This window comes from Geomonas sp. Red276 (assembly GCF_054784495.1).
Map to the genome: position 1 here is coordinate 97773 of NZ_BLXW01000011.1, position 12406 is coordinate 110178.

Genomic DNA, 12406 nt, shown 5'->3' on the forward strand with positions numbered 1-12406 from the left:
ACGGGACTTCGGACTGCACCAGTATTCACATTTTCGCCCATTGCTCGTGATTAGCCGACTATTGCCTCTCAGCCGCCTTCAGCCAATTGTCGATAGAATGCACCCCCAAAGTTAACATTAAATCCTGCACATTGACCACGCGTGCCAGCATAGTGCCATTGTCGGATTCTTCCCTTTCCTCAGCTTCGGCAAAAAGCCGGGTCATTAACTGCACAAGGCTGTTTTCATGGTCATATAAGTATCGCTCGGCGCCACTACTATACGCCATGTATATTTCAACGGCAGCCAAAGCGAGGTCTGGGTCGCTCTGCGAGGTAGCGTTCAGCCATTTTGCGAACCAGAACAAACGGTGGTCTTTAGCTTCGTTACTGTTTTCGAAGACGCCAAAACAGAGGGTAACAATTTGTATCGGAACAGAGATGGGCGGCGTGACGTCTTGGAACATGTTGTCTGTTACTTTAGCGACAGCCATTGCATGGTTTGTATTTGCTTTAAGTCCAGCCTCAATACAGGCAAAGCACGAGTCGCGATATTTTTTGATGTTGCTGGGATGAGTCCAGACTTTAGCCGCACCTTCCCACGCTTCCGTAATATCCAGATGTTCCAACTCAGTAAGTAAATTGTGAATCTCTATATGCCCTGCTAACGCAGATAAGGCTGAAATGCGCCCCCAAATTTCCATATCATTCTTGCTGCCCTCCTGCCTAACACGTTCAAGCAAGGGTGCAATTTTGTCGAAATGATCGTAATAGGCGTAATACAGGGCCCGTTCGGCGTACTCCCAAAGCCCCACAGAATCCTGCATAGTTAGGTAAAACAGATCCCACCACAGGTTGGAGTTTTCGCTTTGGAGATACGGCAAACGTCTCAGAATCAGCGCGCGGATTCCAGGATGGTCGTAGCTGGCAAATCGGCGTAATGTCGGTTCCAATAACGGGGGAAATACAGTGCTAGTCTTTTGCAAATTGTAGGCGAGAATTGTCAACGCTTCAGCAACATTCCCAGTCATCATATTGATACCGGTCATAATCGCATCCACGGAATCGCCTTGAATGGTGCTTTCTTCCCTAAAATAGCTAAAGCGAATTGCCAGAAAAACCAGCTTTCCAGCACTGTCGGAATCTGTGATAACATTTGCGCAGGCTTCTAGAGCCTTTGCTGCAGCGGGGTTGAGTTCCCAATGGGACGGGTGTCTCTCTAGTTCGTTAAGGATCTGACTAGCCAAGACGGGAGCATCAGGCTCTTCAACAGGTACCCAGGTGCCATTGGTGCGCAAGTTACCATAGCGATGGGCCAGGTAGGTAGAAATCCCGTACATGATTTCGTTGCGAAAATCTTCTGACAGGTGAACCCAGTTTGCCACCAGCAAGGTCAAGAATCGCGAAGGGTGACGTGATGACGCTTCACGCAGTTGGCATCCGACTTCTCGCCCCCCTCCAACCAAAAAGTCATCGAAATCCCTTGTGTACCCAGTATAGTGGGCGAGTAAACGAAGTATACCGTCATCACTTGCCCTCAAAAATACTTTAAATGAAAACGGAGGAGCGACCATGCCGCCTCGGCTGCCGATGTATGGTTGCCTAATTAGCTTTCCGGATACTTCTTCATAACCATCTATAATCGCTTGAGCTTGCAGTGAACGAAGGTAACACGGGATAGCAGATACATATTCAGCACGGTTCTTCAATGCCCAGAAATGAGTCCTCTCGTCCGTTACTGAGTCCTCCCAAACGGCTAGAACGGTTGTCATGACGGCGTCTTGAGTTTCACCGTCGAGGAGAATGAAGGTTGCCTCGATTAGTGAGCCAAGTTCATAAGAAAGATCGGATTCCAGTAGGTTTCTGTCGCACAGGAGATTTCCGATCAAGTCTAAATTGGCATGCGGGTATTTGGTGTAGGCAAGGATAGCGAAGTAACACAAGGCACCTTCGTGGTTAAATGAAATCAGATCACGGTTTTCCTCCCACCAGTCGGAATGCTTTTGGGCATGGCTGAGAACTGCCGCCTCAATCGCGTCGAAAAGAACTCGCTTGCCATCTATGTGTCTAAGATCCCTCTTGGAGTGGACATCATCATATGAAGTACTCCCCAGGTAACCATGATGATATCCTATTCTGGTATTTCCGTATTGAGTAGTCTGTATTTCTGACCACTCCTCGATTGTTGCTATTGCCAAATCCAGCAATACGACGGATTGTACCATTCGCTGTTTTAAAAAATTGTCATTCTTGTCTCCGAACTCGTGAGGCTGGCAATGCAGTTTTTCCCCCAAGCCATATGATAATACGTCATCTTTTGTGATGTCGCCAGCTATATACTTCCAAAGAATTTTGTCATCGACAGCGCCAGCGACTACACAGCGTGCAATGACATCACCTAAAAACCTATGCCCTGGTTTTCGCCTTGTGATTAGCCAGTTTAGTAAAGGAAGAAGTAGTGTCAGGTTTTTTGTTTCAAAATCGGATACGTAATAAACCAATTGATCCGCAATTCTTTCAGTGTCAAGCCAATCTTCTCCCAAAGACCACATCCAAAATGCTAAGACTCCGGCTGCATCTTGATTTTTCCATCGCACAACCTGATATACATGGGCAGTTATTCCCTCTCGATCGCGGGATTCCTTCAGTGAAGGCACGAGATGAGACAACCAGAAGTGATGCCACTCAAGCCGAACGCCCTGCGCGTAAACTACCTGAAACACCTCAGGATGCTTGTCTCGTAACTCTCGTAGCAGCGGCCAATCATCATCATGCGGTATTTGCTGTGCCAACGACTCTGCAACGAGGCGGCGGATGTGAAAGGCCGCTTGGCCGGTCAAGACTGCTCTCACTTGCTTCCTGAATTCACGACGATCTCCGGTTGCTAGCTGGGCAACAAAGCTTCGTATGCTCGGGCGGACGAAAGGCACAGGCGGTAATTCTTTTATGAACTCATTCAGAGATATCCCTCGGCGTAGAGCGCCGCATATCACCAGCACATCCAGCAGCGTTTGATGGCCAAAGGTTAATTTACCGTCATGGGTATCCTGCAGCACATTTAGGCTGTGCAGCCGACGCAGGATATCCTGTGATGCAGTGAAACGCTGCCGAGGAACGGCGAGACTGCGTGACTGAAGCATTACATCAGCGATGGATTCAATTGCTTGCATTGCAGGCTCCCCCAGAGGGTCCGCCTGTAAGACGGTATCGAGATAACGTTGTGCCAGCGCTTCCCTAGTTACCACATTGAAGCTACCATTCAGTTCGGCCAGTTCGACAAACAGAGCTAGTTCGCGGGGATTCCGGATAAGCTCTCGGGTGACATCGTCAACAATAGACGTGTCGATACCGAGTTCTTGAAGTAATGGGTTGATCTCGGTCTCCCACTCCAGCGGCCGACATTTAAGTTCGCAGTCCCACTGACGTGCGGCAATGCGATGGTCATATCTCCGATCGAAGTCTCGACAAGCTGTGATAATGGTAATATTGGTTAGGAAGAGCAGTCGGTCTATTTGAGCCAGAAAGTACTTCAGAACGCTGTGCTCTCGGGCTATCGACAAAACATCGAGCGAATCGATCACCACCACAACATGCGTTTTTTCAGCTAGGCGGGCGGCCTGCTCCACCCACTTCTCTGGCAGCCCTTGAGCTTGGCGCTCCTGTGCTGTCGCCAAGTCAGCGAACTCGCGCGACTGAATGAAAAGTGGCACTACGTCCGCTTTGTTTTGGGCCCGTTTCTCCAGCTCTTCTTGTACATTCAGCATTACACAGGTTTTCCCGGAACCAGGAAGCCCCGTGACCAGGATACTGCGTTTTCCGGCATCAATAGCAGCTAGGACATCATTGAGGATTGCGCTCGAAATGCGCCGCCCCGCAATGTCTCTGACCCATGCCCTTCCGATAGCTGACGTGCTAGAAAAAGATGTCCGTACTTGTGCAATCGACATGATGGGAACGAGCAATGCTCCTGTGCGGTGGAGAATCTCATTGAGGTCGTCTTTGGTCAGACGATGTTGAGCAGAAGCAGATAGGTTGCCGTCCTCGATACGGCCACCAAGGTTATTGAGGCATTTCCACAGGGTGTTGAAGGCCGCTTCTGAGTTGGTTGCCAACTGGCGCAAGCGTCCACGCAGTAACTCCTCCATGCGGCTAAAATCATGAGTGATCTCGAAACTGGTGCGGCGCAGGAATTGATAGGTTGAAAGACCGAGCGCCTGAGTGGCGATGCGAGCAGCCAAAACGGCATCCGTTTTCTCATGCTCTTGGGTCAGATTGGAATAATACTCCGCCTCGTTGCCATATGTGGCCCCGTACTCGCGTAATTTAGCGAGAGCGCCAAACTCGCTACGGGAATAGAAGCGGACCTTCGCGTGCTTATTTCTAGCCAGTGCTAGAGATGCTTTGTCGATCTCACCAGCGAGGTCAGATATCGACCATGCAGCAAAATCTGCCTGATTCTTTTTACACTGACAGCAAATTACCTCGCCATTCGATTTGCCTATTACGACGTCATCTACCAAAAAGGTGGTTGAATCTATCTCAAGCCATTGGAATGCAGGATCAGACAAGACAGACAATGCCCAGTCAAAGGCAACTAGAGTTTGATAAATATCACCACGGTTGGAACGTATGCCTGCAATGCTCATTATTCCCTCTACCTCAACAATTGACATTATTAGCTATAAGAGAGGCAGTTATTCCCTGCCGTTCGGCGCATGACGTGTTCGCAGGTGTGATAGAGGGCCACCGGTAACTTATGCAACAGTTTAATTTTGAAGAACGAGGGCGCCGCTGTCCAAAAATAAGTAATTGTTACCTTCCTCTCTTCAGCCTTTCCCGTACCTTCTGCCCTTTCCAGAGCATCCCCGGGAGGCTCTGCGTCGCCGTCTGTTGCTGAATCGTTGCTCCTACTCACGAACCGTCTCTGTCTGTTTGGAGATCGCGATTTCTACTTCGGGACTGTCGGTGTCAGTTTCGAGGTGGTGATTTCTGCTCCCTGTCCGTCGCTGTCTGTTTCGAGATCGGGTTTTCTACTCAGTGACCGTCGCTGCCGGTTTTGAGATCGTGGTATCTACTCCGAGACCGTCGCTGTCTGTTTCGGGATCGTGATTCCCAGTCCGGGACTGTCGATGCGGTTTTTGAGATCGTGATTTCTGCTCCGGGGCCGTCGGTGTCCATTTCGAGATCGCGATTTCTGCTCCGGAACCGTCGCCGTCTGTTTTGAAATCGTGGTTTCTGCTTCGGAACCGTCGCCGTTACATTTAAAAATCACAATTTCTGTTTCGGCACCGCCTGTTCCTAAACATTGTTGGGGCTATTTGAGCTCAAAGGAGCAATTTCAAATGAGGGGAATCATATAGAGGTTCAATCTGGTTGTCAAAGGGAACATACTGGAGAAACCCCATCCTCACCCTGACCCTCCCGTTGAAGGGGAGGGATCGCTTTCGCTGGGGATGTAAGAGCCGCTATTTGTATCAGGTTTCATCGAGTCCCTCCTTTCTCGGGCTCATACTTGCCCCTTTGTCAGCTTTGCTGCTCTCTGGAAGGATATTGTTTTCTTGACTAAGCCAGCCGCAACGACCTAACGACTGCTTCTTCCTAAAGTTTGTACTGCCCTTCGCCGATCTAAATCCAGACTGGCTCTTCTAAGTGCCATCAAAATCGAAACATTTTCGGATCACTTCATCTCAGCAACCTGAAATCCTTAGCATTTTTTCGCTCCCAGGCGGTAGACAGCGGGATTGTTTCCTTTATAATTAACCACGAAGTTTTTTGAACCTCATTGGAGAACGCATGCCACCCTCCCGAAACGTTTTCCTCCGTTACCTGCCACTTCTGGTCGCTCTATTTCTCCTTACCCCGGTGATGGCGCGGGCCCACGTGCATCCTGCCCCGACGGGTGGCGGGGGAGGGGGGGCTGGCCAGCAAAACGATCCGACGGTCGGGCTCGATGAGAAGCTGGGGGCCAAGGTCCCGCTTGACCTCGTTTTCAAGGACGAGAACGGGACGCCGCGGAAGCTGCGGGAGCTCGTCACTGGGCCCACCATCATCGTCCCGGTCTACTACCGCTGCTCGAACGTCTGCAGCTTTCTCCAATCCGATCTGACCCGCGTGCTCCCGACCATCAAGCTCAAGGCCGGCAGCGATTACCGGGTTCTCTCCCTCAGCATCGACGAGACCGAAACCCCGCAGCTGGCCGCCAGCAACCAGAGGATGTACCTCGCCGCCATGCAGGACCGCTTCCCCAAGGAGGGATGGCATTTCCTGACCGGCGATCTCGCCTCCATCAAGGGGGTGACCGACGCGGCGGGGTTCCATTTCAGGCGGCAGGGGGTGGAGTTCATGCACCCGGTCGCCTGCTTCATCATCTCCGGCGACGGGACCATCGTCCGCTACCTCTACGGGACCACCTTCCTTGCCAAGGACCTCACCCTGGCGCTGGTGGAGGCGGGGGAGGGGAAGATCGGCTACGGCATCAAGAAAATGGTCGGCTACTGCTTCACCTTCGATCCGGCCAAACGGAGCTACCAGTTCAACCTGCTCAGGGTGACCGCCACGGTGATCATCGTCTGCTGCGGGTCTTTCCTGGCCTATCTGATCCTCGGGGGACGGAAGGCCAAACGAAATCAGGCGGGGGGTAAATGAGTTCGGATGCTACGGTAACGCCCGTTGCGGGCGGTTTCTGGGAGGATACCGGGAAACGGGGTATCGCCTCCTGGATCTTCTCCACCGACCACAAGAGGATCGGTCTTCTCTACCTCTACTCGGTCTTGGGATTCTTCCTGGTCGGGGTGCTCCTCGGGGTGCTGATCCGGCTGGAGCTGATGGCCCCCGGGCCGACCATCATGACCGCCAAGACCTACAACGCGGTCTTCACCGTGCACGGGGTGGTGATGATTTTCCTCTTCATCATCCCGGGGATCCCGGCCTCCTTCGGTAACCTCGTGATGCCGATCCAGATCGGAGCCCGGGACGTCGCCTTCCCGCGGCTGAACCTCCTCTCCTGGTGGCTCTACGCCATCGGTGCGGTCATCGTCCTCACCTCGCTCTTCACCGGCGGAGGCGCCCCCGACACCGGCTGGACCTTTTACGTCCCCTTCTCCGCCCGCACCGGCACCAACGTGTCGCTGGCGGTCTTCGGCGTCTTCGTGCTCGGCTTCTCCTCCATCCTCACCGGCGTCAACTTCGTCACCACCATCCACCGCCTCAGGGCCGAGGGGATGAACTGGGGGAGGCTCCCGCTCTTCGTCTGGTCGCTCTACGCCACCGCCTGGGTGCAGATCCTCGCCACCCCCATCGTTGCCATCACGCTGCTCATGGTCATCGCCGAAAGGACCCTGGGGGTGGGGCTCTTCGATCCCTCCCGCGGCGGCGACCCCGTCATGTACCAGCACCTCTTCTGGATCTACTCCCACCCGGCGGTCTACATCATGATCCTCCCGGCCATGGGGGTCATCTCCGAGGTGATCCCGGTCTTCTCGAGGAAGCCGATCTTCGGCTACAAGATGATCGCCGTCTCCTCGGTGGCCATCGCGGCGGCCGGCTCGGTGGTCTGGGGGCACCACATGTTCACCTCCGGGATGAGCGACACGGCGGTGATGGTCTTCTCCTTTTTGACCTTCATCGTCGCCATCCCCTCCGCCATCAAGGTCTTCAACTGGGTCTCCACCCTCTACAAGGGATCGATCTCGCTGGAGGCGCCGATGCTCTTCGCGCTCTCCTTCATCCTGCTCTTCTCCATCGGGGGCTTAAGCGGGCTGATCCTCGGCGCGGCGGCCACCGACATCCACGTGCACGACACCCACTTCGTGGTGGGGCACTTCCACTACGTCATGTTCGGCGGCACCGGCTTCGCCTTCTTCGCCGCCGCCCACTACTGGCTTCCCAAGTTCTACGGGCGCCGCTACAAGGAGAAGCCGGCCATCGTCGCCTGGGCGCTCATGTTCGTCGGCTTCAACGTCATGTACTTCACCATGCAGGTCCTCGGGATGAAGGGGATGCCGCGGCGCTACTTCGACTACCTCCCCGAGTTCGCGAGGCTCAACTTCGTGGCCACCGTCGGGAGCTGGATCCTGGTCACCGGCCTCATCATCATGCTGGTCAATCTCTGGCGGGGGCTTTTGAAGGGGGAGCCGTTCGAGGGGAACCCGTGGGGAGGCGCCTCGCTGGAGTGGATCACCGCCACCCCGCCGCCGACGGAAAACTTCGAGGAGGACCCGGTGGTCACCCACGGCCCCTACGACTTCAAGAAGGCGGGTGAGCCATGAGCCATCTTCTGCCGCGGGACGACGTCGGGGCCAGGCTTGGGATGTGGCTCTTCCTGTTCACCGAGCTCCTCCTCTTCGGGGGGCTCTTCATCCTCTATGCGGTCTACCTTGCCCGCTACCCGCACGACTTCGCGGCCGGGGGGCACGAGCTCAACGTGGTGATGGGGACCGCCAACACGGTGGTGCTCATTACCTCGAGCCTTTTGGCCGCCATGGCGGTCACCGCCATAAAGAGCGGCAGGCCAAAGAGCACTCTGGCGCTTTTGGCCGGGACCATCGGCTGCGCGGCGATCTTCCTGGTCGTGAAGTATTTCGAGTGGAGCGCCAAGTTCGCCCACGGGATCTATCCCGGCTCGCAGAGGCTCGTGCACGGCCCGCCGGGGGAATCGATCTTCTTCAGCCTCTACTTCCTGACCACCGGCCTCCACGGGATCCACGTCATCGTCGGCGGAGCGCTCCTCACCTGGATCGGCACCAAGGTGAAGAAGGGGAGCCTCACCATCGACAACAACGTGACGCTGGAGAACGGCACCCTCTACTGGCACCTGGTGGACCTGGTCTGGATCTTCATCTTCCCGCTGTACTACCTGATTCTGTAGGAGTTCGGTCATGTCCGATCACGACGCCCGCAAGGAGGGCTCGGTCCATATCGTAAGCTACGGCCAACTGGTGACCGTCTGGGTGTCGCTGCTGCTGTTGACGGTGACCACCGTGGCGGTGACCCGGGTGGATCTCGGGGCAGGAAAAGTCTGGGCGGCCCTGGCCATCGCCTGCGTGAAGTCCGGGCTGGTCATCGCCTTCTTCATGCACATGAAGTACGAGGCCCGGCTGTTCCGGATCATCTTCTTCGTGGCCCTGGTGACGCTGGCGGGCTTCATCGGCTTTACCTTCTTCGACGTGCTCTACCGCTAGAGGTGAACGTGGACAACCAACTGATATCGACGACCCAGGCTGTCGACCCGGTCTTCATCTTCATCTTCGGCGCCTGCCTGGTGATGCTCCTCGGCATCACCGCGGCCATGGTCCTCTTCGTGATCCGCTACCGGCGCTCCCGCTCCCCCGAGCCGACCTCCGACCGCGAGGGGAGCCTCTGGCTGGAGATCGTCTGGACCCTCCTGCCGACCCTGCTGGTTTTGGCCATGTTCTACTACGGCTGGTCCGGCTACCTTACGCTGCGCACGGTCCCCAAGGGGGCGCTGCAGACAAAGGCGGTGGCGAGGATGTGGGCCTGGAGCTTCCAGTATGAAAACGGCAAGACCTCCGACAAGCTCTACGTCCCGGTGGGAAAGCCGGTGCAGGTGAACCTCGAGTCCAAGGACGTCATCCACGGCTTCTTCGTGCCGGCCTTCCGGATCAAGCGGGACGTGGTTCCGGGGATGAAGAACCATGTCTGGTTCGTGGCGAGCCGGCCGGGGAGCTACGACATCTACTGCTCCCAGTACTGCGGGACCGGGCACTCCGCCATGATCGGCAAGGTGGAGGCGATACCGGAGGCGCAGTTCACCGCCTGGCTGAACGAGGCGAAGGAGGAGAAGGAGGGTGACGAGGGGGCGGCCCACGAGGTCTTCGAGAAGTTCGGCTGCCTCGGCTGCCATTCCACCGACGGGAGCCAGAAGGTGGGGCCGACCTTCAAGGGACTCTACGGGAGCAAGGTCAAGGTGACCCGGGGAGAAAAGAAGGAGACGGTGACCGCCGATGACGCCTACCTGACCGAGTCGATCAAGACGCCGGCCGCCGCCATCGTGGAGGGTTTCCCCCCGGTCATGCCGGCCCCGGAAGGGATTACCGACGCCCAGGTCAAGGCGGTGGTGGAGTACATCAAGGGCTTGAAATAGGTCCTATCGGACCTATGGGGAGGTTTTGTGAGGGGACTGCGGAAACTTTTCAGGTGGCGGCTGGCATTGGTCAACGGGGTGGCGGCGCTCGCGGGGTACCTGCTCTGGCCGGGAGCGGTGGACACCACGGTGGCCCTGTCGCTGGTGATGGGGGTCTCCATGCTGGCCGCGGCTGGCTCGGCCTTCAACCAGGTCATGGAGCGAAAGAGCGACGCGGTGATGAGCCGCACCTGGGGCCGTCCCCTGGCCTGCGGCGACATGATTCCCTCGGAGGCGCTGATCCTCGGCGCGGTCATGACTGCGGACGGCCTCGCCATCCTCGGCTTTTCGGGAGGGATCGAGGCCGCTCTCCTGGGGGCTGCCGCCCTCATCTGGTACCTGGGCGTCTATACACCGCTCAAAAGGAGGACCCCTTTCGCCCTGCTGTTAGGGTCCCTCTGCGGAGCGATCCCCCCGGTGATCGGCTGGTGCGCGGCGGGCGGGGCTCCGTTCGATTTCCCCATCCTGCTCCTGGCGCTCATCCTCTTCCTGTGGCAGGTTCCCCACTTCTGGCTTTTGCAGCGGCGCTACGCCGACGACTACCGCCGGGCCGGATTCCCCGTCTTCCATTCGCTGTCTCACCAGGGGGGGAGGGTGCTCTGCCTCCTCTGGATCCTGGCCATGATCGCGGCGGCCATGATGCTCCCCGCCTTCGATATCGTCTCCGGCCGTGCCGAAGCGTGGTCGGTCCTCTTCTTCATCCCGCTGGCGGTGGCCCTGGGGAACTCCCGGGAGCGGGTGGCCTTCGCCGGGGTGACCCTCTTCCCGCTGCTGGTGACCGCGGTGGTCTTCGCGGGGAGATAACCTCCCCGCCGCTTCCGGCGCCGCATCTTCGCCGCGTCTCCCGCCTTTACGCGTTACCGCCAGCTTCAAGCCAGCTTCCGGCCAGCTTCCTGCCAGCTTCCTGCTGCCGGTTCCCCGGGCTACCGCTTCGCCTGGCCGCCCTGGGGGACCACCACGATCCCCGACTCGGTAATCGTGTATCCCCGCCGCCTGTCCTCCTCGTGGTCGTAGCCGATCACCGTCCCGTCCGGGATCACCACGTTCTTGTCGATGATGGCCCGCTTGATCTTCACGTGCCTCCCCACGTTCACGTTCTCGAAGAGGATGGAATCCTCCACCAGGCTGTAGCTGTTCACCCGGCAGCGCGGTCCCATGATGGTGCCGCGCACCGTGCTCCCGCTCGTGATGCACCCCGCGCAGACGTAGGAGTCGATGTTGACCCCGCGGCGGTCGTCCTCGTCGAAGACCGTCTTGGCCGGGGGGAGGTTCCCCTGGTTGGTGAGGATCGGCCACTTGTAGTTGTAGAGGTTCAGCTGCGGGGAGACGTTGATGAGGTCCATGTTGGCCTCGTAGTAGGAGTCGAGCGTCCCCACGTCCTTCCAGTAGCCGCGCTCCTCAGCCTTCATGCCGGGGATCACGTTGTCGTTGAAGTTGTAGGCGAAGACGCGGTCCCCCTTCTCCAGCATCATCGGGATGATGTGCTTGCCGAAGTCGAGGTCCTCGTAGATCTTCTTCCCTTCCTGCAGCACCTCGATCAGCTTCTTGGTCGGGAAGATGTAGTTCCCCATGGAGGCGAAGCAGACGTCGCGCCCGGGGACCGGCTCCGGATGCTTCGGCTTCTCGGTGAAGGCGGTCACCTGGGAGTCTTCGTCCACCGTGAAGACCCCGAAGCGGGAGGCCTCCGCCACCGGCACCTCGAGGGCCGCGATGGTCAGGTCGGCGCGGTTCATCCGGTGGAAGGAGATCATCTGGTTGATGTCCATCTTGTAGATGTGGTCGCCGCCGAAGACCGCCACGTAGTCGGCGTCGGAGGATTCCACGAAGCGCAGGTACTGGAGGATGGCGTCGCCTGTCCCCTTGAACCACGACTCGCTCTCGCTGCTCGTTTCCGGAGAGATGGCCACGAAGAATTCTCCCAGCCCGGTCCATTTGCCCCACGACTCGCGGATGTGCTTGGTGAGGGAATAGGCCCGGTACTGGGTGAGGATGTAGACTTTCTTGATACCGGAGTTGAAGAGGTTACTGAGAACGAAGTCGATGATCTTGTATTTGCCTCCGAAGGCGACGCTCGGTTTGGCTCTTCTCAGGGTGAGGGGGCTCAGGCGTTCGCCTTTGCCTCCGGCAAGCACCATCGCAATTGTGTTTCTGCCGACATTCGAATACATGGGCACTCCTTTGTTTCATTGCAGCGGCAACCGCCGCCAGATGTTCGAGGCATGCTGCTCTAGCAGGATCGTTTTTAAAGGGGGGAGCTCAAGTCTATTCCAGTAACGGGGAGGAATTG

8 protein-coding genes are annotated in these 12406 nt (G+C 57.0%); 6 read left to right on the forward strand and 2 right to left on the reverse strand.

The window, feature by feature from the left end:
• Positions 1–58 precede the first annotated feature (58 nt).
• Positions 59–4624 (reverse strand): NACHT domain-containing protein, encoded by a 4566-nt coding sequence (locus ACYVL5_RS09890; RefSeq protein WP_460595400.1) that lies wholly within the window; start codon positions 4622–4624, stop codon positions 59–61.
• A 1147-nt stretch (positions 4625–5771) separates the two neighbouring features.
• Here ACYVL5_RS09890 and ACYVL5_RS09895 point away from each other — a divergent pair.
• From ACYVL5_RS09895 to ACYVL5_RS09920, 6 genes are read left to right on the forward strand one after another with little or no spacing between them, the layout of a single operon-like run.
• Positions 5772–6623, forward strand: a complete 852-nt coding sequence (locus ACYVL5_RS09895; RefSeq protein WP_460595401.1) for an SCO family protein — start codon at positions 5772–5774, stop codon at positions 6621–6623.
• On the forward strand, positions 6620–8245 hold the full coding sequence (ctaD, locus tag ACYVL5_RS09900) for a cytochrome c oxidase subunit I (protein ID WP_460595402.1): 1626 nt from the start codon (positions 6620–6622) through the stop codon (positions 8243–8245). The genes ACYVL5_RS09895 and ctaD overlap by 4 nt, the downstream gene beginning before the upstream one ends.
• A complete protein-coding gene (locus ACYVL5_RS09905) occupies positions 8242–8844 on the forward strand; it encodes a cytochrome c oxidase subunit 3 family protein (protein ID WP_460595403.1) in 603 nt (200 codons plus the stop codon). Before ctaD ends, ACYVL5_RS09905 begins: the two co-directional genes overlap by 4 nt.
• 10 nt (positions 8845–8854) lie before the next feature.
• Entirely contained in the window at positions 8855–9157 is a 303-nt protein-coding gene (locus tag ACYVL5_RS09910; protein WP_460595404.1) for a cytochrome C oxidase subunit IV family protein, read from the forward strand.
• Positions 9158–9165: 8 nt separating this feature from the next.
• Complete coding sequence (coxB, locus tag ACYVL5_RS09915) at positions 9166–10080, forward strand: cytochrome c oxidase subunit II (RefSeq protein WP_460595405.1); 915 nt, start codon at positions 9166–9168, stop codon at positions 10078–10080.
• A gap of 27 nt (positions 10081–10107) precedes the next feature.
• Complete coding sequence (locus tag ACYVL5_RS09920) at positions 10108–10923, forward strand: protoheme IX farnesyltransferase (RefSeq protein ID WP_460595406.1); 816 nt, start codon at positions 10108–10110, stop codon at positions 10921–10923.
• 119 nt (positions 10924–11042) lie between these two features.
• Here ACYVL5_RS09920 and glgC read toward each other — a convergent pair whose 3' ends face one another.
• Complete coding sequence (glgC, locus tag ACYVL5_RS09925; RefSeq protein ID WP_460595407.1) at positions 11043–12287, reverse strand: glucose-1-phosphate adenylyltransferase; 1245 nt, start codon at positions 12285–12287, stop codon at positions 11043–11045.
• Positions 12288–12406 lie beyond the last annotated feature (119 nt).

Bases quoted from the DNA above. Each gene is read 5' to 3' on its own strand.
- glgC (WP_460595407.1), bottom strand. From the start codon at position 12,287: ATGTATTCGAATGTCGGCAGAAACACAATTGCGATGGTGCTTGCCGGA.
- ACYVL5_RS09910 (WP_460595404.1), top strand. From the start codon at position 8,855: ATGTCCGATCACGACGCCCGCAAGGAGGGCTCGGTCCATATCGTAAGC.
- ACYVL5_RS09905 (WP_460595403.1), top strand. From the start codon at position 8,242: ATGAGCCATCTTCTGCCGCGGGACGACGTCGGGGCCAGGCTTGGGATG.
- ACYVL5_RS09895 (WP_460595401.1), top strand. From the start codon at position 5,772: ATGCCACCCTCCCGAAACGTTTTCCTCCGTTACCTGCCACTTCTGGTC.
- ACYVL5_RS09890 (WP_460595400.1), bottom strand. From the start codon at position 4,624: ATGAGCATTGCAGGCATACGTTCCAACCGTGGTGATATTTATCAAACT.
- ctaD (WP_460595402.1), top strand. From the start codon at position 6,620: ATGAGTTCGGATGCTACGGTAACGCCCGTTGCGGGCGGTTTCTGGGAG.